The 24050-nt window shown below is 63.9% G+C and carries 24 protein-coding genes; 7 read left to right on the plus strand and 17 right to left on the minus strand.

Going from position 1 to position 24050, the window contains the following annotated elements; translation table 11 throughout:
* Nucleotides 1-84: 84 nt before the first annotated feature.
* The 11 genes from lipA to DIE29_RS00295 form a co-directional block, all read right to left on the minus strand.
* Nucleotides 85-1032: a lipoyl synthase gene (lipA, locus tag DIE29_RS00245; protein ID WP_114648878.1), complete on the minus strand. Its 948-nt coding sequence runs from the start codon at nucleotides 1030-1032 to the stop codon at nucleotides 85-87.
* A gap of 44 nt (nucleotides 1033-1076) precedes the next feature.
* Nucleotides 1077-1751 carry a lipoyl(octanoyl) transferase LipB gene (gene lipB / locus DIE29_RS00250; protein ID WP_114648879.1) on the minus strand — a complete coding sequence of 225 codons (675 nt, stop codon included), beginning with the start codon at nucleotides 1749-1751 and terminating at the stop codon, nucleotides 1077-1079.
* Nucleotides 1748-1960 carry a YbeD family protein gene (locus DIE29_RS00255; RefSeq protein ID WP_108081174.1) on the minus strand — a complete coding sequence of 71 codons (213 nt, stop codon included), beginning with the start codon at nucleotides 1958-1960 and terminating at the stop codon, nucleotides 1748-1750. The genes lipB and DIE29_RS00255 overlap by 4 nt, the downstream gene beginning before the upstream one ends.
* A 70-nt stretch (nucleotides 1961-2030) precedes the next feature.
* Nucleotides 2031-2888: a D-amino acid aminotransferase gene (locus DIE29_RS00260; protein ID WP_114648880.1), complete on the minus strand. Its 858-nt coding sequence runs from the start codon at nucleotides 2886-2888 to the stop codon at nucleotides 2031-2033.
* A 50-nt stretch (nucleotides 2889-2938) separates the two neighbouring features.
* Nucleotides 2939-4066, minus strand: coding sequence for a D-alanyl-D-alanine carboxypeptidase family protein (locus tag DIE29_RS00265; protein ID WP_102040495.1), 1128 nt, complete (start codon nucleotides 4064-4066; stop codon nucleotides 2939-2941).
* A 96-nt stretch (nucleotides 4067-4162) separates the two neighbouring features.
* Entirely contained in the window at nucleotides 4163-5113 is a 951-nt protein-coding gene (locus DIE29_RS00270; RefSeq protein ID WP_102040496.1) for a septal ring lytic transglycosylase RlpA family protein, read from the minus strand.
* 12 nt (nucleotides 5114-5125) lie between these two features.
* Nucleotides 5126-6268, minus strand: coding sequence for a rod shape-determining protein RodA (gene rodA, locus DIE29_RS00275; protein ID WP_102043035.1), 1143 nt, complete (start codon nucleotides 6266-6268; stop codon nucleotides 5126-5128).
* Nucleotides 6268-8151: a penicillin-binding protein 2 gene (gene mrdA / locus DIE29_RS00280; protein ID WP_114648881.1), complete on the minus strand. Its 1884-nt coding sequence runs from the start codon at nucleotides 8149-8151 to the stop codon at nucleotides 6268-6270. The genes rodA and mrdA overlap by 1 nt, the downstream gene beginning before the upstream one ends.
* Nucleotides 8152-8163: 12 nt before the next feature.
* Entirely contained in the window at nucleotides 8164-8685 is a 522-nt protein-coding gene (gene mreD / locus DIE29_RS00285) for a rod shape-determining protein MreD (RefSeq protein WP_102040498.1), read from the minus strand.
* Nucleotides 8685-9581, minus strand: a complete 897-nt coding sequence (mreC, locus tag DIE29_RS00290; RefSeq protein WP_114648882.1) for a rod shape-determining protein MreC — start codon at nucleotides 9579-9581, stop codon at nucleotides 8685-8687. The genes mreD and mreC overlap by 1 nt, the downstream gene beginning before the upstream one ends.
* 64 nt (nucleotides 9582-9645) lie before the next feature.
* Complete coding sequence (locus DIE29_RS00295) at nucleotides 9646-10689, minus strand: rod shape-determining protein (protein ID WP_102040500.1); 1044 nt, start codon at nucleotides 10687-10689, stop codon at nucleotides 9646-9648.
* A 223-nt stretch (nucleotides 10690-10912) separates the two neighbouring features.
* On the opposite strand from DIE29_RS00295, the gene gatC reads away from it, so the two are divergent.
* From gatC to gatB, 3 genes are read left to right on the plus strand one after another with little or no spacing between them, the layout of a single operon-like run.
* Complete coding sequence (gene gatC, locus DIE29_RS00300) at nucleotides 10913-11200, plus strand: Asp-tRNA(Asn)/Glu-tRNA(Gln) amidotransferase subunit GatC (RefSeq protein ID WP_108080958.1); 288 nt, start codon at nucleotides 10913-10915, stop codon at nucleotides 11198-11200.
* Nucleotides 11201-11243: 43 nt separating this feature from the next.
* Nucleotides 11244-12701: an Asp-tRNA(Asn)/Glu-tRNA(Gln) amidotransferase subunit GatA gene (gatA, locus tag DIE29_RS00305; RefSeq protein WP_114648883.1), complete on the plus strand. Its 1458-nt coding sequence runs from the start codon at nucleotides 11244-11246 to the stop codon at nucleotides 12699-12701.
* Nucleotides 12702-12726: 25 nt separating this feature from the next.
* A complete protein-coding gene (gatB, locus tag DIE29_RS00310) occupies nucleotides 12727-14196 on the plus strand; it encodes an Asp-tRNA(Asn)/Glu-tRNA(Gln) amidotransferase subunit GatB (RefSeq protein ID WP_102040503.1) in 1470 nt (489 codons plus the stop codon).
* A 34-nt stretch (nucleotides 14197-14230) separates the two neighbouring features.
* Here gatB and DIE29_RS00315 read toward each other — a convergent pair whose 3' ends face one another.
* The 5 genes from DIE29_RS00315 to def all read right to left on the minus strand — a co-directional run bounded on the left by DIE29_RS00315 (nucleotide 14231) and on the right by def (nucleotide 17994).
* Nucleotides 14231-15211 carry a DNA-3-methyladenine glycosylase family protein gene (locus DIE29_RS00315; protein WP_102040504.1) on the minus strand — a complete coding sequence of 327 codons (981 nt, stop codon included), beginning with the start codon at nucleotides 15209-15211 and terminating at the stop codon, nucleotides 14231-14233.
* A 12-nt stretch (nucleotides 15212-15223) separates the two neighbouring features.
* Entirely contained in the window at nucleotides 15224-15487 is a 264-nt protein-coding gene (locus DIE29_RS00320) for a hypothetical protein (RefSeq protein WP_237269475.1), read from the minus strand.
* A 109-nt stretch (nucleotides 15488-15596) separates the two neighbouring features.
* Nucleotides 15597-16436 carry a zinc metalloprotease HtpX gene (gene htpX, locus DIE29_RS00325; RefSeq protein WP_102040507.1) on the minus strand — a complete coding sequence of 280 codons (840 nt, stop codon included), beginning with the start codon at nucleotides 16434-16436 and terminating at the stop codon, nucleotides 15597-15599.
* A gap of 68 nt (nucleotides 16437-16504) precedes the next feature.
* On the minus strand, nucleotides 16505-17446 hold the full coding sequence (gene fmt / locus DIE29_RS00330) for a methionyl-tRNA formyltransferase (RefSeq protein ID WP_102040508.1): 942 nt from the start codon (nucleotides 17444-17446) through the stop codon (nucleotides 16505-16507).
* Between the two features lie 44 nt (nucleotides 17447-17490).
* Nucleotides 17491-17994, minus strand: a complete 504-nt coding sequence (def, locus tag DIE29_RS00335; protein ID WP_102040509.1) for a peptide deformylase — start codon at nucleotides 17992-17994, stop codon at nucleotides 17491-17493.
* A gap of 174 nt (nucleotides 17995-18168) precedes the next feature.
* On the opposite strand from def, the gene DIE29_RS00340 reads away from it, so the two are divergent.
* The 4 genes from DIE29_RS00340 (at nucleotide 18169) to DIE29_RS00355 (ending at nucleotide 23486) form a co-directional block, all read left to right on the plus strand.
* Entirely contained in the window at nucleotides 18169-19188 is a 1020-nt protein-coding gene (locus DIE29_RS00340) for a LysM peptidoglycan-binding domain-containing protein (protein ID WP_102040510.1), read from the plus strand.
* Nucleotides 19189-20295, plus strand: a complete 1107-nt coding sequence (gene dprA / locus DIE29_RS00345) for a DNA-processing protein DprA (RefSeq protein WP_102040511.1) — start codon at nucleotides 19189-19191, stop codon at nucleotides 20293-20295.
* Nucleotides 20296-20386: 91 nt separating this feature from the next.
* Complete coding sequence (locus tag DIE29_RS00350) at nucleotides 20387-20851, plus strand: Smg family protein (protein WP_114650217.1); 465 nt, start codon at nucleotides 20387-20389, stop codon at nucleotides 20849-20851.
* A 112-nt stretch (nucleotides 20852-20963) separates the two neighbouring features.
* A complete protein-coding gene (locus DIE29_RS00355) occupies nucleotides 20964-23486 on the plus strand; it encodes a DNA topoisomerase III (protein WP_114648884.1) in 2523 nt (840 codons plus the stop codon).
* Between the two features lie 33 nt (nucleotides 23487-23519).
* Here the strand turns inward: DIE29_RS00355 and DIE29_RS00360 are convergent, their stop codons facing one another.
* On the minus strand, nucleotides 23520-23990 hold the full coding sequence (locus tag DIE29_RS00360) for a Dps family protein (protein WP_114648885.1): 471 nt from the start codon (nucleotides 23988-23990) through the stop codon (nucleotides 23520-23522).
* Nucleotides 23991-24050: the final 60 nt, after the last annotated feature.

The raw sequence follows: 24050 nt of genomic DNA on the forward strand, positions 1-24050 counted from the left end.
GCTGTCGGTTCGATGCCTGTGAGACGCCGGAGTTCGCAGAGGCTGTCGATGGCGGCTCGTCCGAGGCCGACGCGGTGCAAACGGTCAAACCACGCCGGCACCGTGGGCTTGTTGGTCGGCCCAATAAGACGAACGCACCATCGGCCCGCAGGCGGCGTTTTTGAAGCCCATTTTTAATGCTTCGGCCTCGAACATCTTGAAGGTGTCCGGATGCACGTAGCGCAGCACCGGCAGGTGACCGGCGGAAGGCTGCAAATACTGGCCGATGGTGAGCATATCGACATCGTGCCGGCGCAGGTCGCGCATCACCTCGAGGATTTCCTCGTCGGTTTCGCCCAAACCGACCATCAGGCCGGACTTGGTCGGCACCTCGGGGTGGCGGGCCTTGAATGCCTTGAGCAGCTCGAGCGAATGCGCGTAGTCGGAACCGGGGCGGGCCTGCTTGTAGAGCCTTGGCACGGTCTCCAGATTATGGTTCATCACATCCGGCGGAGCCTGGTCGAAAATCTCCAGGGCAATCTCCATGCGCCCGCGAAAGTCCGGCACCAGCACCTCGATCTTGGTGTGGGGCGAGGCGGCACGGGTGGCGCGAATGCAATCGACAAAATGTTGGGCCCCGCCGTCGCGCAGGTCGTCGCGGTCGACCGAGGTAATCACCACGTAGTTCAGGCCCATCGCGGCGATCGTGCGGGCAAGTTGTGCCGGCTCGTCGGCATCGAGCGGCGCGGGGCGGCCGTGGCCGACATCGCAGAAGGGACAGCGCCGGGTGCAGATGTCGCCCATAATCATGAAGGTGGCCGTACCCTTGCCGAAACATTCATGGATGTTTGGGCAGGAGGCCTCCTCGCACACGGTATGCAGCTTGTGGTCGCGCAGCGTGGCCTTGATTTGGTTGAAACGTTCGGCCTCTTGGCCTGCGCCGAGCCTGATGCGGATCCACTCGGGTTTTTTCAGACGTTCGGCGGGGACGATCTTGATCGGGATGCGGGCGGTTTTGTCAGCGCCGCGCTGCTTGCGCACGGGGGTTTCCATGTTGGCTTCTCGATGCTCTGCAGGGGTGACGGTATTGTGCCGGTTTATGGGGCAGCCTGGGCACTGGGGCTGTCCGCAACACGCTGCTCCGGGGCTATGGGTGGCAACAGCCGCTGCAAATGACCGAGCAAGCGATCGCCCACCGCGGCCAAATCGTCCGCAACGCCAAAATCGCGCAAACGAGCGGTGGCCAGCCCCTCATAGCCGCACGGGTTGATCCAGCTAAACGGGGCGAGATCTACATCCACATTGAGCGCCAGCCCGTGATAGCTGCAACCGTTTTTCACCCGCAGGCCGAGCGCAGCGATCTTGGCGCCGTCAACGTACACCCCGGGGGCGCCGGCCTTGCGCGCGGCGGCGATGTCATAGTCGGCCAGACAGTCGATCAGCGCCTGTTCCATCAGATAGACTAGTGCGCGCACCTTGAGCCGGCGGCGCGGCAGGTCGATCAGCAGATAGGTCACTAATTGGCCGGGGCCGTGGTAGGTAATCTGCCCGCCGCGATCGATGTGGACCAGCGGGATGCCGGCGTCGCGCCCGGCAGGCAGTAGATGCTCGGGGCGCCCGGCTTGGCCCAGGGTGTAGACCGGCGGATGCTCCAGCAGCCAGATTTCGTCTGCGGTGGTTTCGGTGCGCGTGGCGGTAAAGCGGCGCATCGCTTCCCAGACCGGGAGGTAATCCACCCGGCCAAGGCGCTTGACCACCCAGCCTGCGCTCATAGCACCACCTTGACCATGGGGTGGGCAGTAAGTTCGCGGTACAGGGTATCGACCTGCTGCTGCGACACCGCCCGGAAGGTGCAGGTCACCGCCAGATAGTTGCCTTTGGCCGAGGGGCGCATTTGTACGCTGCCCGGATCGAAATCGGGCGCATGGCGCTGCACCACTTCCACCACCGCTTGGGCAAAGCCTTCCACCCGCAGGCCCATGGCCTTGATCGGGAAATCGCAGGGATACTCGATCAGGGTCTGGCGACCCTGGGGGGTGTCGGGCGTGTTCTCAGCCACCGCGCATCACCGTGTTCTTGAAGTCCTGATACCAGGCATGCATTTGCCGACCTACCGCGCCCGGCTTGCCGCTGCCCACCGGGCGGCCGTCCAGGGTGGTGATCGGCAGCACTTCCTTGGTGGACGAGGTCATCCAGATCTCGTCCGCGTTGCGCACTTCGTCTTCGAGGATCTCGCGCACTTCATGCGCCAGACCATGGCGCTGGGCTAGTTCGAGCACCACGTCGTAGGTAATGCCGGGCAGCATCAGATGACTCTTAGGCGGGGCGAGCATGACGCCGTCACGGACGATGAAGATATTCGACGCCGCCCCTTCGGTCAGGAAGCCGTCGCGGAACAGGATAGTCTCGGCGCAGCCCTGGGCCACCGCCTGCTGGCGCAGCAAGCAGTTGGCCAGCAGCGCAATGGTTTTGAGGTCGCAGCGCAGCCAGCGGAAATCGGCCGCGCTCACTGCGCCGACGCCGTTCTCGAGCTGGGCGGCAGGCGGCGTGACCAGCGCATCGCTCATCAAAAACACGGTAGGCCGGACCACCGCCGGAAAGGCGTGGTTGCGTTTGTGGTCCGCACCACGGGTGATCTGCAGATACACCGACTGATCCGGCCACTCATTGCGCGCCACGATCTCGCGCACGATATCCGCCCATTCACTGGCACTGTAAGGATTGGGCAATCCGATGGCTGCCAGCGTGTGGCTCAAACGGTTGAGGTGCTCTTCCAGCCGGAACGGTTGCCGGGAATACACCGGGATGACTTCATAAGCGCCGTCGCCGAACAGGAAACCGCGGTCCATCGGTGACACACGGGCCTGCGACAGGGGCAGATACTGACCGTCGAGATAACAAATACTCATGCGTGCCTCCACGCGCAGGGTTGTGCCTGGCCGACACCGGCCAGACCGGTTCAGAGATTTTTGATCCACATCAGCAAGGCGTCCCACAAACGGCCGAAAAAGCCGGCCAGCGGCACGTCCTGCAAGGCGACCACGGGGTACTCGCCCAGCACCCGCCCCTCCAGCGCAAGCTGCATGGTGCCGACCGTTTGGCCTTTTTGCACCGGGGCCACCAAGGGTTGCTGGCTGGTCAGCGTAGCGCTGATCTTCTCGGCCTGGCCCTTGGGCAGCGACATCACGAAGTTGCTCACAAAACCCACCGGCACCTCCTTGGCCTGGCCCTTCCAGATGCGGAACTGGCTGAGCGCCTGCCCCGCGGCGTAGAGCTGAACGGTGTCGAAAAACTGAAAACCGAAGTTGAGCAGCTTGAGCGATTCCTGAGTACGAATGGTGTCCGAATCGGTACCCACTACCACCGAAATCAAGCGCCGCGGTCCGCGCTGCGCGGAGGCCACCAGGCAGTAGCCGGCGCTGCTGGTATGGCCGGTTTTGATGCCGTCGACGGTGCTATCCATCCACAGCAAGCGGTTGCGGTTGGGCTGGGTGATTTTGTTGTAGGTAAATTCCTTTTCGGAATAAAGCGGATAGTACTCGGGAAAATCGCGCACGATCGCCGAGGCCAGCCGCGACAAATCACGCACCGTGGTGTAGAGCTGCGGGTCCGGCAACCCGGTGGCGTTGGTGAAATGGGTGTTGGTCATACCCAGGCGGCGCGCCTCGCGATTCATCAGTTCGGCAAAGGCTTCCTCGGAGCCGGCCAGCAGTTCGGCAAGCGCCACGCAAGCATCGTTGCCCGACTGCACGATCATGCCGCGAATTAACTCACCGACAGTGACCGGGCGCCGGGGCTCGATGAACATCCGCGAACCTTCCTGACGCCAAGCCCTGTCGGACACGGTTACCTGCTGTTCCATGGTGATGGTGCCGGCCTTGAGCGCCGCAAAGGTCACATAAGCGGTCATCAGCTTGGTCAAGGATGCCGGCTCGATACGGGTGTCCGGTTCATGCGCGGCAAGCACCTGGCCGGTGCCGTGGTCGAGCAGCAACCACGCCTTGGCGGCCAGCGCTGGTGCGGGCACGCTCTGTGCAGTGGCGGAAAAAGCAACAAAGGCAAGCAGCAAGGACAGAACAAAACGCATCGGGGGCATAACACCTGTAGGAGGATGGGGAAAACGGCGCGGTCGAAACGATACACGCCCCTGGCTGACCGGCAACGCCGGGGTTGGTTCAAAGTGTTAACGGACGACCACGAAAGGCTGCAGGTTCAGCGCTCGTACAACTTGTTCGGCCACGGCGCGTGCCTCGCCCTCGCTGCCCCACGGCCCCAAATGCACACGGTAATGGCTGCCGTCGGCCAGCAGCTGCAGACGGTTGGCCAGTCCGGACAGTTCGCGCTCGACTTGACCACGCAGGTTTTCGGCGTTGCGCCGTGAGGCGAACACACCGAGCTGCAAAAAGACCTGTCCACCGTCGGCCCCTGCAGCGATGCGAGCCGGCAAAGTCAGCGCTGCCTCGGCCACCGTCGCCGGTTCAGGTGCAGCCCGCACCTGCACGCCGCCGTCATCGTCCGGTACGATGAGCTCCACCTCCACATTGGCGTGGCCGGCGTTGATGTATCCCAAGCGGTACGCCGCGGCGTAGGACAAATCGATGACACGGTCGCGCAAAAAGGGGCCACGGTCGTTGACCCGCACCACCACCGAACGGCCATTGGCAAGATTGGTCACCCGCACATAGCTCGGGATCGGCAAGGTTGGATGCGCCGCGGTCATCGCATACATATCGTAGGGCTCGCCGCTCGAAGTGGGCTTGCCGTGAAAGCGGCGGCCGTACCAGCTGGCCACGCCACGCTGGCGGAAGGGCTGGACCGAGGTCAGCGGCACGTATTCCTGGCCAAAAACGTAATACGGGCGGTTGGCAAAGCGGTGCAGTGGCTCGACACGCGGGACCGCATCGGGCACACGGTCGAGGTCGGCCGGCGGGTTGTCCCCCGGGCCGTCGTCTTTGTAATAGCCGCCGCCCCCAGATGAGCTGGCCTGGGGGCCGGGCTGGCGGCCGATGGTTGTGGTGTCCGGTGCACGGGGTGCGCTGCCGCAGGCGCTCAGGACGAGGCTGAGCGCAAGAGCGGACAGCAGAGCGGCGGAGCGATGAGCGTGAAGGGCTGCAAAGTCGGTATTGAACAACATCTTGGCGGCGGATCAGTCGGCGGTACTCACCCGATGGCGGTGGATGCTCATCAGGATACCCACGCCCAGGCATAGTGTCACCAAGGCGGTGCCGCCGTAGCTGATGAAGGGCAAGGGCACCCCCACCACCGGCAGAATGCCGCTGACCATACCCATATTGACAAACGCATAGGTGAAGAAAATGGTGGTGATCGCGCCGGCCAAAAGCCGAGTGGCGAGCGAAGGGGCGCGCAAAGCGATCTGGTAGCCGCGCACCAGCAGCAGGATGTAGACGGCCAGCAGAGCAAGCGCGCCGGCAAAACCGAACTCTTCGGCCAGCACCGAGAAAATGAAATCGGTGTGGCGCTCGGGAATGAAGGCTAGATGCGTTTGTGTACCGTTCATCCAGCCTTTGCCGAAAACTCCGCCCGAGCCGATGGCGATGGTCGACTGGATGATATGAAAACCTTTGCCGAGCGGATCGCGGGTGGGGTCTAGCAGGGTGCAGACTCGCTGTTTCTGGTATTCGCGCATGCCAAACCAATCGACCTCGGGCTGGCATAATTGGTCGCCAAAGGCCACGATGGCACCCATGCCGAGCACCCCGGCCAACACCGCGGGCACGATCAGCCGCCAGGGCAACCCGGCAAAGTAAATTACATACAAGCCGGCGGCGGCCACCAGCAAACTGGTGCCCAGATCCGGCTGGGTGACGATCAAGCCCACCGGCACCGCCAGCAACACTCCGGCAACGATGAAGGTCTTGAGGTTGGCGACGCCCTCGCGTTGTTGAAAATACCAGGCCAGCATCAACGGCATGGCGATCTTCATCAGCTCCGATGGCTGGATGCGGGTAACACCAAGGTCCAGCCAGCGTTGCGCGCCTTTGGAAATCTCACCGAATGCGGCCACCCCGATCAATAGCAGCACGCCGAGCAGATAAAGCGGCAGCGCCAAAGTCAATAAGCGCTGCGGCGGCAAGCGCGCCGCCGTCCACATCGCTGCCAACGCCACCGCGGCATTGACCAGCAGAGCCTGTTCGCGCTCGGGCGAAGCAGACATCATCAGCAGGTAGGAGGCTGCCAGCAGGGTGAGTACGATGACCAGCAGGACCGGGTCGAGCGGACGCACCAGGGCGCGGATCAGATTGGCGGGGTGGAAACGCTGCGCGGTCATCATTGGCTTTCAGCGCCAGCCGCATCCTCTGGCGCGGGTTGGTCCGGTTTGCGGCCGAGCAAGTAGTAATCGATGACCTGACGCGCAATCGGCGCGGCTGACTGCGAACCGAAGCCGCCGTTTTCCACCAGCACGGCCAGCGCAATGGTCGGCGCCTCGGCTGGCGCAAAGGCGATGAACAGCGAGTGGTCGCGCAGCCGCTCGGCCACCTTGCCTTCCTCGTAGCGCTGGCCGCGCAAGGAGAACACTTGCGCGGTACCGGTCTTGCCGCCCACCTCGTAAGGCGCCCCGGCGAAGGCCCGCGCGCCGGTACCCGATTTGTTGACGTCGACCATCGCACGGCGTACCGCCGCCAGATGTTTCGGATCGAGTTTAATCTGGCGAATCGGCTCGGTCTCCACCGCGCGCCGGGTGCCGTTGCGTGCATCGACCACATGGCGGACCAGATGTGGGCGGAACACCCGCCCGCCGTTGGCCAGGGTCGCCACCGCATGGGCCAGTTGCAGCGGGGTGTAGGCGTTATAACCCTGACCGATACCCACCGAAATGGTCTCGCCGCCGTACCAGCGCTGCTGCTCGGGCTTACGAAAGCGCGCCCGCTTCCATTCCGGCGAAGGCAGCACGCCTTCGGCCTCGCCCGGCACATCGATGCCGGTGCGCTCACCAAACCCGAACTGGCGCATGAACGATGCAATCGCGTCGATACCCAGGTCGTTGGCCAACTGATAGTAATAGGTGTTACTGGAAACCACGATGGATTGGTGCAAATCCACCGAGCCGCGTGCCTTGTGATCCATGAAGCGGTGACCGCCATAGATGAAATAGCCCGGATCGGGGACACGCTGCTCGATAGTGCGCTTGCCTGCGGCCAGCCCGGCCAAGGCCATGAAGGGCTTGAAGGTGGAACCGGGCGGATAGGCGGAATAGATCGCGCGGTTGAGCAAAGGCAGGTCGGGCGAATCATTGAGCGCCCGCCATTCAGCGGGGGAGATGCCGTCGACGAACGCATTGGGGTCGAAGGTGGGCATGGACACCAGCGCCAGCACTCCGCCGGTATCCGGTTCGATGGCCACCAGCGCCCCACGGCGTGCGCCAAAGGCACGTTCGGCCACCTGCTGCAGCTCGACATCCAGGGTCAGTTCCAGATCGTTGCCCGGCAAGGCCGGCTGACGGTGCAGCAAACGCACCGCGCGGCCGCCCGCGTTGACTTCGACCTGCTCAAAGCCGGTGATGCCATGCAACTCGGCCTCGTAAGACAGTTCCAGGCCGGCTTTGCCGATATGATCGGTGCCCCGGTAATTGGCGGTTTCGCCGCGCTCATCGATGCGTTGCAGGTCACGGTCGTTGATGCGGCCAATGTAGCCGATGACGTGCGAGGCCACCGCCCCGAGCGGATAGTCGCGGAACAAGCGGGCCTGCACTTCCACGCCGGGAAAACGATAGCGTTCGGCGACAAAGCGCGCCACTTCGGTGTCGGTGAGCCGGGTGCGGATCGGCACGCTTTCAAAATTGCGGCTCTCTTCCAGGATTTTGCGGAAGCGGGCACGATCGCGCGGCTGGATGTCGATGATTGTCGACAACGCGTCGATGGTTTCGTCCAGTCTGCGCACCTGCGAGGGATTGATCTCCAGCGTGTAAGCGGCGTAATTGCGCGCCAGCAGCTTACCGTTGCGGTCGACGATGTTGCCGCGGTTGGGCACCACCGGCAGCAATGCGATGCGGTTATCCTCGGCGCGGGTGTGGAAATATTCGTGGCGCTCCACTTGCAAGTAGTAAAACCGTCCGGCCAGCAGCGCAAAGCAGCTCAGCACGAACACCAGCGCCACCCCCACCCGCCGGCGGAAGCGCAGCATTTCCTGGTCCGGGGAACGGAACTCGGTCATCGGCTGCAGCGTTCAGATCGGCCGGTTTTCATCGCGTTCGACCGGTTGATACTGCGGCAGCAGCAACAAAAAGGTAAGCGGCCACCACAACAGCGCAGCGCTGAAACTGGCGGCGAAATACCACCAGCCGGGAAACTCCGCACCGGCCAGCAGGCGTACCAGCACCATCAACAACTGCGCCAACAGCAGCACCGGCAGCACATGTAGGGCCTGTTCGAGCGGCGAAAACCACAGCACCCGGCGCGACAGTCCGGCCGCCAGATGGGCCAGCACCACATAGGCCAATGCGTGCTGGCCCATCGCCGCGCCCAGACCGATATCCACCAGCAGGCCCAGCACGAAGGCGGTGCCCATGCCCACCTTGAGCGGTTCGCGGATGCACCAGAAGGCCAGCACCAAAGCCACCCAGTCGGGCACGCCCGGCAGGCGCCCGGTGGGTATGTAGCGCAGGCCGAGGGCCACGATCAGGCTGAGCCACACAAACCATAGCTTGACCGGCAGCAGGATGCGGCTGGAACGGTTGGTCGGCTGCATCAGCGCCCCCCCGGTGGATCGACGGCGTCCTGTTCGCTGGGCCGCGGCGGGGGCGCTTCGGCGCGCCCGACCACCAGCACCTGAATGCTGCGCTCCACCCCGGCAGCCGGTTCGCAGGCGATGCTGAAAAAGCCCTGACCCGAACCATCACGCTCCACATGCAACACCGTGGCCACCGGCAGGCCGGCGGGAAACACGCCATCCAGGCCGGAGGTTACCAGCACATCGCCCGGCAACACGTCGGCGCCGGCCAGCACATAGCGCATTTCCAGTTGCCCCTGCCCGGTGCCAAACAACACCCCGCGCAGGCCGTTACGGACCACTTCCACGGCAATCGCCTGGTTTTTGTCAGTCAGCAAAGTGACTTCGGCCTGCGCCGGATAAACCCGGGTGACCTGGCCGATCACGCCGTGCGCATCGACCACCGGAAAACCGGCCTTTACACCGTGTTGCGCGCCACGGTCAAGGATGACCTTGCGGGCAAACGGATCCGGCGCGTCGTAGAGGATTTCCGCACTGACACTGGTCAACGGCAGCCTTCTGGACATCTCGAGCAGGCCGCGTAGCGCCTCGTTTTCGCGCTGCAAGTGCTCGAAACGCAGCAGTGACTGCGCCGCATCGAGCAGCTCGCGCCGCAGCGCGGCGTTTTCTTTCTGCACTTCGACCAGGGTGGCGAAATATCGCGAGGCATTGCGCACCACATCGGCGGGTGCGGCTGCCGCCCGCTGCAAGGGGTAGGTAACCACCGAAATGGCCTGACGCAACACGTCCAGATAGCGATATTTGATGTCTGCCACCAGCATCGCCAGACAGATGGAGACGAACAGGATCAGACGAACCAGCGGCGAAGGCCCGCGCCGGAAAATCGGGGGCGCCTGATGACCGACCAGGGACATGTTTTGCGTCCGGATTGCGACGACGCCAATGCACTAGCCGACCGCCGCGGGCTGAGCCAGTGCTTTATTCGGAGGCGAAGATGGACGCCAGCTTGTCCATCTTCTCCAAGGCCATGCCACAACCGCGTGCCACGCAGGTCAGCGGCTCGTCGGCGACGATGACCGGCAGACCGGTCTCTTCCATCAGCAGACGATCGAGATCACGCAGCAGCGCGCCGCCGCCGGTCAGCACCATACCACGGTCGGCAATATCGGCGCCCAGCTCCGGCGGTGTCTGTTCCAGAGCGATCTTGACCGCGGAGACGATTTGATTGAGCGGCTCGTTGAGCGCTTCAAGAATTTCATTGGACGAGATGGTGAACGAGCGTGGAATGCCTTCGGCCAGATTGCGGCCCTTGACCTCCATCTCGCGCACCTCCGAGCCGGGGAAGGCGGAGCCGATTTCCTTCTTGATGTTTTCGGCGGTGGTGTCGCCAATCAGCATGCCATAGTTGCGCCGGATGTAATTGACGATGGCGTCGTCGAACTTGTCGCCGCCCACCCGTACCGAGCCGGCATACACCATGCCGCCCAGCGAAATCACGCCGACTTCGGTGGTGCCGCCGCCGATGTCGACCACCATCGAACCGGTGGCATCCGATACCGGCAGCCCTGCGCCGATGGCCGCCGCCATCGGCTCTTCGATCAAGAACACCTGACTTGCGCCGGCTGCCAGGGCGGCATCGCGGATCGCACGGCGCTCGACCTGGGTGGAGCCGCAGGGCACGCAGATGATGATGCGCGGACTGGGAGAGAACAAGCGCGAATCGTGCACCTTTTTGATGAACTGCTTGATCATCTGCTCGGTGACCACGAAGTCGGCGATCACACCGTCCTTCATCGGGCGGATGGCGGTGATGTTGCCCGGTGTCTTGCCAAGCATCTGCTTGGCCGCATGGCCGACCGCCTGGATGGTGCGCTTGGCGTTGGGACCGCCCTCGGTGCGGATGGCCACCACCGAGGGTTCATCGAGCACGATGCCCTTACCACGCACATAGATCAGCGTGTTGGCGGTACCCAGATCGATCGCTAGATCGTTGGAAAAATAAGAACGCAGAAAGCCAAACATGGAATGGAGTCCGAAACCGGTACAGTGATTGGGCCGTTATGCGGCGACGTGGGTTTGCGCGCAGGCCGGCAACGTCGGGCTAACCCACCGATCCGAGGCGACGGCATAAAGGCCAGTCGCCGGCTCGCCTGACCGGACAAGCCGCGAACAAGCCGCCCAGCGGGCCTGAAGGCGGTTATGATAACCTACAAACCTTTTTAGCTTCAGTAGGTTTTGTTTCCTCATGTCGCTATCTCTCGAACAGGTCCGGCGAATCGCGCAGCTTGCGCGAATCGAACTCACCGATGCCGAGGCCACGGCCACCTTGGCCAAGCTCAACGGCATTTTCGGCCTCATCGAACAGATGCAGGCGGTCGACACCACCGGTGTGGAGCCGATGAGTCATCCGCAGGATGTCGCCGCCCGGCTGCGCGACGATGCGGTCACCGAACCCGACCGCCGTGAAGCCTTCCAAAGTATCGCGCCACTGACCGAAAACGGTCTTTACCTGGTGCCCAAAGTCATCGAATAAGCCCGCCTTAGGTGCCCCCGTCCGCCCCGAGCTGCATTCCCGCATGATCAACGCCTCGCTTTCCGAACTGCGCCGCGCGCTCGATACGCGCCGCATCTCCGCGGTCGAACTGGCCACGCTGTTTCTGGACCGTATCGATTCCGCCAACCCTCAACTCAACGCTTTCATCACGGTCGACCGCGACCGCGCGCTGGCCGCCGCCCGCCAGGCCGATGCGCGCATCGCCGCGGGCTCGGCCGGCCCGCTCACTGGCATTCCGCTCGCGCACAAGGATGTGTTCTGCACCGAAGGCGTGCTCACCTCCTGCGGCTCGAAGATGCTGGCCAACTTCATCAGCCCCTACGACGCCCACATCGTCGCCCTGCTCAAGGCCGCTGGCGCGGTCATGCTGGGCAAGACCAACATGGACGAATTCGCCATGGGGTCGAGCAATGAAAACTCGTACTTCGGTCCGGCCCGCAACCCCTGGCATACCGACCGCGTGCCGGGCGGCTCCTCCGGCGGTTCGGCTGCGGCCGTGGCTGCGCGCCTGGTACCGATCGCCACCGGCAGCGACACCGGCGGTTCGGTGCGCCAGCCCGCCGCACTCACCGGGGTGACTGGGATCAAACCCACTTACGGGGTGTGCTCGCGTTATGGCATGGTGGCCTACGCCTCGTCGCTCGATCAGGCCGGCGCCTTTGGCGCCAGCGCAGCCGATTGTGCGACGCTGCTCAGCGCAATGGCCGGCTTCGACCCGCGCGACGCCACCAGCCTGGAACGCCCGAGCGAAGACTACTGCCGCGATTTGGACCGGCCGCTGACCGGGCTCACCATCGGCCTGCCCAGGGAATTCTTCGGCCCCGGCATGGCCGACGATGTGCGCGCCGCGGTGGATGCCGCGCTGGCCGAATACCGCAAGCTCGGCGCGGTGACCGTCGAGATCAGCCTGCCCAACGCCCACTTGGCCATTCCCGCTTACTACGTGATCGCCCCGGCGGAAGCCTCCAGCAACCTGTCGCGCTTTGACGGCGTGCGCTACGGCTACCGTGCTGCCGACTACGGCGATCTCACCGACATGTACCAAAAGAGCCGCGCCCAGGGCTTTGGCGCCGAAGTCAAGCGCCGTATTCTGGTCGGCACTTATGTGCTCTCCCACGGCTATTACGACGCCTACTACCTCAAGGCACAACAGTTGCGCCGCCTGATCGCCGAAGACTTCCGCGCCGCATTCACCCAATGCCACCTGATCGCCGGCCCCACCAGTCCGACCACCGCCTGGGCGATCGGTGAAAAATGCGACGATCCGGTGCAGATGTACCTGTCGGACATCTACACCATTGCGGTAAACCTTGCCGGCCTGCCGGGCCTGTCCCATCCGGCCGGCTTTGGTGCCGACGGGCTGCCGGTAGGGCTGCAACTGATTGGCAATTATTTTGCCGAGCATCGCCTGCTCAATGCCGCGCACCGTTTCCAGCAGGCCACCGACTGGCACAACCGTCGCCCGCCGGCCTTTGCCTGAGCGTTTTCATCGGATCGTCCGCATCATGTCCAGACAAGATTGGGAAGTCGTCATCGGGTTGGAAATCCACGCCCAGCTCAATACCGTGAGCAAAATTTTCTCCGGTGCCAGCACCGCCTTCGGGGCCGAGCCCAACCGCCAGGCCAGCGCGGTGGACATTGCACTGCCCGGCGTGCTGCCGGTACTCAACCGCGGCGCGGTGGAACGGGCGATTCGCTTCGGTTTGGCCATCGGCGCCACGGTGGCGCCCAAGAGCGTGTTCGCACGCAAAAACTACTTCTACCCGGATCTGCCCAAGGGCTACCAGATCAGTCAGTTTGAACGGCCGGTGGTGCAGGGCGGCGCAATCGTCATCCGGGTCGGTGAGGGCGACAAGGCGTATGAAAAAACCATCCGAATCACCCGTGCCCACCTGGAGGAAGATGCAGGCAAGAGCCTGCACGAAGACTTCCACGGCATGAGCGGCATCGATCTGAACCGCGCCGGTACCCCGCTATTGGAGATCGTCTCCGAGCCGGACATGCGCTCCGCGGCCGAAGCCGTGGCCTATGCGCGCGCGCTGCATGCGCTGGTGCGCTGGATCGACATTTGCGATGGCAACATGCAGGAAGGCTCGTTTCGCTGTGACGCCAACGTCTCGGTGCGCCGCCCGGGCGGCCCGTTGGGCACTCGGCGCGAGATCAAGAACCTCAACTCCTTCCGCTTTTTGCAGCAGGCCATCGACTACGAGGTGCGCTGGCAGATCGACACTTTGGAAGACGGCGGCAGCATCGAACAGGCCACCGTGCTGTTCGACCCGGACAGCGGCGAAACCCGCATGATGCGCAGCAAAGAAGACGCGCACGACTATCGCTATTTCCCCGACCCCGATCTGCTGCCGCTTATCATTTCGCCCGAGTGGATCGAGCGCGTCGCCAGCGAAATGCCGGAATTGCCGGGCGCCCTGAAGGCGCGCCTGATCGATGAACTAGGTCTTTCGGCCTACGATGCCACTATGCTTACCGCCAGCAAGGAAATGGCCGACTACTTCCTGGCCACGGTGCAGGCGGCTGGCCGGGAGCTGGCCAAGCCCTGCGCCAACTGGGTGATGGGCGACCTGACCGCGCATCTGAACAAAGCGGGGCTGGAACCGACCGCCTCGCCGGTGTCGCCCGTCCAGCTGGCCGGCCTGGTGCGCCGCATTGCCGACCGCACCATCTCCAACAACATCGGCAAAAAAGTGTTCGAAGCGCTGTGGAACGGCGAAGGCGGCAGCGGGGCCGATGCCGCCGACCGCATCATCGACGCCCAGGGCCTCAAGCAGGTCACCGACAGCGGTGCCATCGAAGCCATCGTCGACCAGGTGCTGGCTGCCAACCCGAAATCGGTGGAAGAATTCCGTGCCGGCAAGGAAAAAGCCTTCAACGCCCTGGTCGGCCAGGTCATGAAAGCCAGCCGCGGCAAAGCCAACCCGGCCCAGGTCAACGACATTCTGCGCGCCAAACTGAGCGTTTGACCCGGAGCGCGGCCATGAGCCGGTGAGCGGCCGGTCAACGTCGTGCGGCGGGCCCCTTTTCGTCCTCGTCACCGACGCCGTTCGTGCTGGCGGCAAACGCCCACAAATGCGCGGCGACCAACGCTCGCCACGGCGAAAAAGCGGCCAGCCACCGACCGGTGGCATCGGGCCCCGGCGGCTGCTTCATACCCAACAGACGCTGCAGCGCGCGACGCACCGCCAGATCGCCATGCAGCGAGCCGTCCAAATGGCCAAAACCGCGTAGCAACGCGTAATCGACGGTCCACGGGCCAATGCCGCGCAGCGCGAGCAGATTGGTACGGATGTCATCGGCCGGGGTGGCAGTGGCCAGCCAATGGTCCAACGGCAACGCCCCCGCTTCCACCGCTTGGGCTAGCGTTCGCAGCGTCTCGGCCTTGCTGCGCGACAAACCGGCCGCACGCAGCGCGTCGGTATCCAGCGCAGCCAGCCGGCGTTCGTCCGGATAACAGTACAGCCCGCTGCTATGCCGTATCCCGGCTGCACGGATCAGCCGCGCACGCACCGCCACCGCGGCGCGCACGCTGATCTGCTGTCCGATGACCGCCCAGCTCAGCGCTTCGAAGGGGGTGGCCGCTTGCGGCACGCGCAAACCCGACTGCGCGGCGATCAACGCACCAAGCGCCGGGTGGTGGCGATGGCAGCGCTCGAAGGCCGCCACCGCTTGGTCCAGACCCAACATCCGGCGCACCATGGCCACCAGCGCGGCCGACTCGTCGGCCTCGGCCGCGCCATCGACCGTCAGCTTGGCCACCGCATGGTCTGTCCGAAATAAAACGGACAGTACCGCCGGGCGCCCACGCCAGACCAGACCTTTGCACAGACTGTCCGCACCGGTGCATTCCGCGGTTTGCAGCGGATCGCGCCCATGCAGGGCGAGCACGTCGGCCGGGCGGAAGCCCGCCGGCAGGGCTAGGCGCACAGCCAGTGTGCCGCTGCGCGGTGTGCGACGATCGGGGCAAGGGCATGCAATCATGCGGCACGCCGATCAGACGATTTCGCGCGAGCTCAGCGAATAGCGGAAGGTCTGCGGATCCAGGCTGTCCAAACGGCCGGCGGCGCTCTCGCCCTGCGGATACATCAAAAAAGGCACCGGTCCGCCCTGGCTGCCCGGCAAGGCCAAGTCGTGGGCATCGTTATAGGCCATCCAGTTCATCTCCCAGGCGCCGAAGAGCTGCTTGCGGGCTGCCAGCACCTTGGGATGGTCCAAGGCAAGGTGACCGGGCGGCTCTTCCAAAACCACCTTGCGCACGTCTGCCGGCTCTGGTCGGCAAATGCCGCGAGCGGCACGGCCGCCCAACAGGCAAGTGCCAGCAAGGTGCTGCGCACTGTCAACCCTGTAAAGGTGCCATCGCACCGCCTCAGACAACCATCGCGCGTAGCCGGGCAATGCGCTCTTCGGTGGATGGGTGGGTGGAAAACAGACCGCGCAGGCCACCGCCGGACAGCGGGTTCATAATCATCATTTGCGCGGTCTCCGGATGCGCCTCGGCGGCGTGCAGCGGAATACCGCGGGCATAGGCGTCGATCTTGGCCAGCGCATTGGCCAACGCCAGCGGATCGCCGGAGATTTCCGCTCCGCCACGGTCGGCGCCGAATTCACGGGTACGCGAGATGGCCATCTGAATGATCATCGCAGCCAGCGGCGCAAGAATCATCACCAGAATCTGGAAGGCCGGGTGCGGACGGTCCTCGCCGCGGCCGCCAAAGAACATGCCGAACTGAGCCAGCATGGAAATCGCGCCTGCCACCGTGGCCGACATAGTAGAGATCAAGATGTCTCGATTTTTCACATGAGCCAGCTCATGCGCCATCACCCCGCGCAGCTCGCGCTCCGAGAGCAGGCGCAAAATGCCGGTGGTGGCCGCCACCGCAGCGTTTTCCGGGTTGCGGCCGGTGGCAAAGGCGTTGGGCTGGGCTTCATCGATGATATACACCTTGGGCATCGGCAAATTGGCGCGGTGCGCCAGCTCACGCACCATGTTGTACAAATAGGGCGAGGTGCTGGCATCGACCTCACGCGCGTTGTACATCTTGAGCACCATTTTGTCGGAGAACCAATAGGCCCAAAGGTTGGTGGCGCCGCCGAACAAAAGCGCGATCAGCATCCCCTGCTGACCGCCCAGCATGGCACCCACCGCGCCAAACAACGCGACGATGGCCGCCATGAGGATCGAGGTTTTCATCCAGTTACCAAGCATATACGTGCTTCCTTGCTGTTGCGGGTCACAGTGCCGTTGCGCCGACATGGGGCTGCGGCGGGCGAAATTCAATCCGCTGCGATAGCAAAGCGGTCGCCCACAGAGACCGGAAATCCGGCCAGAAATTCCCGCACTGTCATGCGGCGGGCGCCTGGGCGTTGCAATTCGGTGAGCCGCAAAGCGCCCTCCCCACATGCCACCACGATACCCTCTGGGCTGCTGGCCAGCACTTTCCCCGGCTCGCCGCTGAGATCGGCCGGCTGCGCCTGCCAGATCTTGATGGTGGTGCCGCCCAAGCGCCCCTGTGCCCCCGGGAAAGGATTGAAGGCCCGCACCGCGCGGGCCAGTTCCGCCGCCGGGCGGCACCAGTCCAGCGCAGCTTCGGCTTTACTGATTTTGGCGGCATAGGTGACGCCTTCGCGCGGCTGCGGGGTGGCCGGCAACCCCTCGGGCAGGCGGTGCAGGGCCTCGACCACCAGGTCCGCACCCAGCGCGGCCAGGCGGTCATGCAGGCTGCCGGTGGTGTCCTCGGGCAGGATGGGGATGCTGCGGGCAAGCAGAATGGGCCCGGTATCCAGGCCCTCGTCCATCTGCATGATGGTGATGCCGCTGTGCCGGTCGCCGGCTTGGATGGCCCGGTGGATAGGCGCAGCTCCCCGCCAGCGCGGCAGCAGCGAGGCGTGGATGTTGATGCACCCCAGGCGTGGCAGCGTCAACACCTCGGGCGGCAGCAACAAACCATAGGCGGCCACCACCAACACGTCGGGTGCCGCGGCCTGCAGCGCGGCGCGCTGCGCTGGCGTGCGCAGGCGCTCGGGTTGATCGACCGCCAAGCCGCGCGCCTGCGCCAGCTGTTTGACCGGACTGGCGGTCAGCTTCATGCCCCGCCCGGCCGGACGGTCGGGCTGGGTCAGGACCAGCGGCACGGCAAAACCGGCATCCAGGATGGCGGCAAGCGCCTGGGCGGCAAATTCCGGGGTGCCGGCAAAGGCAACCTGCAGTGCAGACATCGGCTTTCTCGGGTGACGAAACGCGGCGACTGGCGCGGCGCCGCTTAGGCGGTGATACGCGCCTTTTTGGCCAACTTGGTCTTGATACGGCTCAGTTTCAGGGGCGACAGATATTCGACGAAAACCTTGCCGTCGAGGTGGTCGAGCTCGTGCTGGATGCATACGGCCAACAGCCCCTCGGCTTCGAGTTCGAAGGGCTGGCCTTCGCCGTTGAGCGCGCGCACCTTGACCCGCTCGGCGCGGGTGACTTTCTCGTAGATACCCGGCACCGACAGGCAGCCTTCCTCACACACCTGCTCGCCATGACGCTCGATGATCTCGGGATTGATGAAGGCCATCAGCGCCGAACGGTCTTCCGACACGTCGATGACCACCACCCGTTTGTGCACGTTGACCTGGGTGGCGGCCAGACCGATGCCCGGCGCCTCGTACATGGTTTCGGCCATGTCGCGCACCAGCGTGCGGATCTCGTCATCGATGACGGTAACGGGCTCGGCCCGGGTATGCAACCGGGGATCGGGATAGCGAAGGATGGGTAAGAGGGCCATAAATGCTTGCCGGGTTAAGACTTTATGTGCAGAATTTCAAGCGTTTTGGCATGCCCATGTGCTGGGTCGGACATGCGAGGCGAAAACGGCTGCGCGCGCAGCCGCTTCGACTTGCTCACCGCCTCAAGCGTTCCGGACCGGTGACCGCCGGCCCGCACCCATCGGAAGCGAGCAATGATCCGCATTATATTCCCTCTCCTTCTCAGTGCAGCGGCCCTGCTGAGCGGTAGCGCGGCGGCCCAGACGCCGGTGGAAATCGCCGATGACGCCCCTGACACCTACACCGTGGTTCGCGGCGATACCCTGTGGGATATTTCCGGACGCTTTCTCAAACAACCTTGGCGCTGGCCGGAAGTCTGGCGGCTTAACCGCGAGCAGATTCGCAACCCACATCTGATCTATCCCGGTCAGGTGATCTTTCTCGACCGCAGCGGTCCCTGGCTGAGCATTGGTCGCCGCCTCGGTACACAAGACCAAAAGCTCTATCCCCAGGTTTATTCCGAACCGGCCACCCAGCCCATTCCCAGCATTCCGCTGGAAGTGATCCAACCCTTTCTGATCGCGCCGCTGGTGGTCGATGACCAAGACATCGCCCATTCGGCCACCATCGTCGCCACCCAGAGCGACCGGGTTTTTGCCGGCCATGGTGACACGGTGTTTGCCAAGGATGTCGCCGCGGACCAGAACAATTGGGAGGTCTACCGCAAAGCTGAACCGCTGATCGACCCATTCAGCAAAGAAGTGCTCGCCTACCAAGCGGTCCATCTGGGCTCGGCGCGAGTCACCGAGCACGGTCAGCCCGCCACCCTGACGCTGGTGCGCGCGCTGGAGGAAATCGGCGAAGGCGACCGCATGCTGCCCAGCGCGCTGCCCACGGTATTTTCTTATGTGCCGCATGCGCCGGAAGCGGATCTCGACGCACGCATCATCGCCATCCACCGCGGGGTCGAGACCACCGGCGCGCACCATGTGGTGATCCTGGGTGCCGGCAAGCGGGAGGGCCTGGAAAACGGCCATGTGGTGGCTTTGTGGCGCAACCGCGGCAATGTCAAGTATGAAGGTGAAACCATCGCCCTGCCGCAGCAGCGTTACGGCCTGGCTTTCGTATTCCGGGTGTTCGAGCGCGTCTCCTATGCGCTGGTGATGAACACCGACGGTCCGGTCACCGTGGGCGACAGCATTCGCAAACCCTGAGTGTCGACACCTCAGCCCGAACTGGCCGCCTGGCTGCGGCTGAGCTTGGCGCCGGGCGTTGGTCCCAGCGCCCAGCGCCGCCTGCTGGCCGTCTTCGGGCTGCCAGAGGCGGTGTTCGCCGCCGGGCATCGCGCCGTGGCAGCGGTGGTGGGCAGCGATGTGGCCGACTCCCTGCTGGCCGCGCCCGATCCGGCCGCTCTGGAGACCGCGCTGGCCTGGACTCAGCAGCCTGGCAACCATATTCTGACCCTGGCCGATGCCGTCTACCCGCAAAGTCTGCTCGATACCGCCGATCCGCCGATTCTGCTTTACGCCAAAGGCGATTTGACCTTGCTCCGCCGTCCGGCGCTCGCCGTGGTCGGCGCGCGCTCGGCCACCGCTCAAGGGACGGACAATGCACGCGCCTTTGCCCGTGCGCTCGCCGAGGCGGGCTTGGCCATCGTCAGCGGACTGGCCCTGGGGATCGACGCGGCCGCCCACCAAGGCGCACTAGACGCCCAAGGGGGTGCGACCATCGCGGTCATTGGCACCGGCGCCGACCGCATTTATCCTGCCCGCAACCAGGCGCTGGCGCATGCCATCGCCGAGCGCGGCTTGATGCTCAGCGAATTTCCGCTCGGCACCCCGCCCCGGCCGCACAATTTTCCGCGGCGCAACCGTCTGATCGCCGGACTCGCCCGTGGCGTGCTGGTAGTCGAAGCCGCACTGGGCAGTGGCTCGCTGATTACCGCGCGACTGGCCGCCGATAGCGGACGGGAAGTCTTCGCTATTCCCGGTTCCATCCACTCTCCCTTGTCCCGCGGCTGCCATCGGCTGATCCGCGACGGCGCCAAGCTGGTGGAGACGGCTGCCGACATTCTGGAAGAGCTGCAGTTGGACGGCTCCGTCATGGCTCGACCCACCGAGCCATCCGCCGTCACCGCGCCTGCCGCGGATGACGATCCTGCCGCTGCCTTGCTGGCCCACCTGGGCCACGACCCGGTCGATCTCGACACTCTGGCTGCGCGCAGCGGCTTGACGGTGGATGCGCTGTACGCCATCCTGCTGCCGATGGAATTGGACGGTCGTATTGCCCGCCTGCCCGGCGGCCGCTTTCAGCGCCGTTGAACCCGCCGGTCGTATGTCGCCCCGTGTGTTGCGGGTCGCATCTTTGCAGCACTGCCCCCATCCCCCCGTCGCCGCCCAGCAGGAGGTCACCGTGTTCGACATTTTGGTTTTTCTTTTCGAAAGCTACGTCCATGCCGGCGCGTGTCCAGCGTCCGATCAACTGGCCCGCCGGTTGTCCGACGCCGGTTTCGAAGATGAAGAAATCAACGAGGCGCTGGAATGGTGGTCCGGGCTGCGCGAAATGGCGCAAGCGGCTTCTCCGCAGATTGCTCCGAAAAGTGACTCGGTGCGCATCTACGCTGACAGCGAGATGGCCCACCTGAGCGCAGAATGCCGCGGTTTCATCGCTTTTTTGGAGAGCGCCGGGGTGCTGGATGCGCTGAGCCGGGAACTGATCATCGAGCGGGCCATGGCGTTGAAGCAGTGCACCGTCAATCTGCACCGGCTCAAGGTGATCGTGCTGATGGTTCTCTGGCAGCAAGATCAGCCCTTGGACAGCCTGATCCTGGATGAACTGCTCGATGGTGACGACGACCAGCGGCTGGCCATGCAGTAATTCTGCGACCTGGCTTACGCTTGCAAGCGCCATGGCCGGCTGCTTATCATCGGCCGCTTTGCATCCATCCGCCGACGTCTGATCCCAGACGTGCGGCCAGACTCCCAACGGCATGAGCAAGCAACTGATCATTGCGGAAAAACCCTCGGTGGCAGCGGACATTGCCCGCGCGCTGGGTGGTTTCACCAAGGAAAAGGACTACTACGAGTCCGACCATTACGTGCTCTCCTCGGCCGTGGGCCATCTGCTCGAATTGGTGGTACCGGACGAGTACGAGGTCAAGCGCGGCAAATGGACTTTTGCTCACCTACCGGTGATCCCCCCGCGTTTTGCGCTCAAACCGGTGGAAAAAACCGAAGATCGCCTCAAGCTGCTCACCCGGCTGATCAAGCGCAAGGATGTCGATGGCTTGATCAATGCTTGCGACGCCGGACGCGAGGGCGAACTGATCTTCAACTACATCGTGCAGCACGCCAAATGCGACAAGCCGGTGCGTCGGCTCTGGCTGCAATCGATGACGCCGCAGGCTATCCGTGACGGCTTTGCTCATCTGCGCGCCGCCGAAGAAGTGGCGGGTCTGCGCGCAGCGGCCATCTGCCGCGCGGAAAGCGACTGGTTGATCGGCATCAACGGCACCCGCGCGATGACTGCGTTCAACTCCAAGACCGGCGGCTTTCATCTGACCACCGTGGGTCGGGTACAGACGCCGACACTGGCCATCGTGGTCGAGCGCGAGGAGCGCATCCGTAAATTCAAGCCGCGCGACTACTGGGAGCTGGAAGCCGATTTCGTTTGCGCCGCCGGGCGCTACAAAGGACGCTGGTTCGACGAAGCGTTCAAAAAGCCCGAAGGCGACGAACACGCCAGCGCGTATCGCCTCTGGGACCCCGCCCAGGCCGAGGCGATCCGCGCCAAGTGCGAGGGCACACCCGGTACGGTGAGCGAAGAAGCCAAGCCTTCGACCCAGCTCTCACCACTGCTTTTCGATCTGACCAGCCTACAGCGCGAGGCCAACGGCCGTTTTGGGTTTTCGGCGCGGGTCACTTTGCAGTTGGCCCAGGCGCTCTACGAAAAACACAAGGTACTGACCTACCCGCGTACCGACTCGCGCGCGCTGCCCGAAGACTATCTGCCCACGGTCAAGGATGTGCTGCGTACGCTGCCGGACGATTATGCGCCGTTTGCCAACGAGATCGCCGCCCAGGGATGGGTGCGTCCCAACAAACGCATCTTCAACAACGCCAAAATCTCCGACCACTTTGCCATCATCCCCACTGGCGTAGTACCCAAGAGCCTGTCCGAAGCCGAACAAAAAATCTACGACCTGGTCACCCGCCGCTTCCTGGCGGTGTTCTATCCGGCCGCCGAATACCGTATCACCACCCGTATCACCCGGGTTGCCGGCGAAGCCTTTAAAACCGAGGGCAAGGTGTTGGTCAACCCCGGCTGGCTGGCGGTGTACGGCAAGGCAGCAGCCAGCGCAGACGAACTCGACGGCGGCCCGCAGTTGGTGCCGATCCGCGCGGGCGAAATCGTCTCGACCGAAAAGGTGCAGGTCAAGGCACAGGTTACCAAGCCGCCGGCGCGCTTTACCGAAGCGACCTTGCTGTCGGCCATGGAAGGCGCGGGCAAGATGGTCGACGACGAGGAGCTGCGCGCGGCAATGGCCGAACGTGGCCTGGGCACACCGGCCACCCGTGCGCAAATCATCGAAGGACTGATCGCCGAACAGTATCTGCACCGTGAAGGCCGCGAACTGGTGCCCACGGCCAAAGCCTTTTCGCTGATCACCCTGCTCAAAGGGCTGGGTGTGACCGCGTTGACTTCGCCGGAACTGACCGGCGGCTGGGAATACAAACTGGCGCGCATGGAGCGCGGCGAGTTGTCGCGCGAGGAATTCATGGAAGAAATCGCGCAGATGGCCCGCGAGGTGGTCGAACGCGCCAAGCGCTACGAATCCGATACCGTACCGGGCGACTTCGCCACGCTGCAGACCCCTTGCCCGAAATGCGGCGGCACGGTCAAGGAAAACTACAAAAAATTCGCCTGCCAATCCTGCGACTGGAGTACCTGGAAGATCATCGCGGGTCGGCAGTTCGAGTACGACGAAATCGAAACCCTGCTGCGTACCGGCCGTGTCGGTCCGTTGACCGGCTTTCGCAACAAAATGGGCCGCCTGTTCAACGCCGAGATCGTCCTTAACGAGGACAAGCAGCCCAGCTTCGATTTCGGTCAGGCCAAGGACGAAGAAGCGGCCGAGCCGGTGGATTTTTCCGCTCAGCAGCCACTGGGCCCCTGCCCCAAATGCGGCAGCCGGGTATTCGAACACGGCATGGCCTATGTCTGCGAAAACGCAGTCGGGCCGCAAAAGCGTTGCGACTTCCGTTCCGGCAAAATCATCCTGCAACAGCCGATCGAACGCGAGCAGATGTCCAAGCTGCTCGCCGAAGGACGTACCGATTTGCTCAAGGGGTTCGTCTCGGCGCGAACCCGTCGCAAGTTTTCGGCTTTTTTGGTGTGCGGCAAGGATGGCAAAGTCGGCTTCGAGTTCGAAAGCAAAGCCCCCAAAGCCGACGCCACTGCCCCGCGCAGCAACCCGGCCGCGGCCCGCAAGCGCACCCCCAAGGCGGGCTGAAGGGGACCGCCCGCCCGACGCTAGTGCTGCTGTTCAGGACTCCAGCAGGCTGCGCAGCATCCACGCAGTTTTCTCATGCACCTGCATGCGCTGGGTCAACAGATCCAGCGTCGGTTCGTCGTTGGCCTTGTCGGCCAGCGGCGCCACGCTGCGCGCAGTCCTGATCACCGCTTCCTGTCCAAGCACTAGTTGGCGAATCATTTCCTCGGCGCTCGGAACCCCCTCCGGCTCGGTCAGGCTGCTGAGCTTCTGGAACGCCTTGTAAGTGCCTGGCGCGGGGAAACCCAGCGCACGGATACGTTCGGCGATCTGGTCGACCGCCAGCGCAAGCTCGTTGTACTGCGCCTCGAACATCAGGTGCAGGGTGTTGAACATCGGCCCGGTCACGTTCCAGTGGAAATTGTGGGTGGTCAAGTACAAGGTGTAGCTGTCGGCCAGCAGGCGCGACAGACCTTCGGCGATCTTTGCGCGATCTTTCTTGTTGATGCCAATGTCGATGTCCATGTTGGTTCTCCTTGCTGTCTGATGGCGGCTCCGGACAGGCCGGGCCGCCCCATGCTATGC

Source organism: Pseudothauera hydrothermalis, from assembly GCF_003345255.1.
Taxonomy (GTDB): Bacteria; Pseudomonadota; Gammaproteobacteria; order Burkholderiales; family Rhodocyclaceae; genus Pseudothauera; species Pseudothauera hydrothermalis.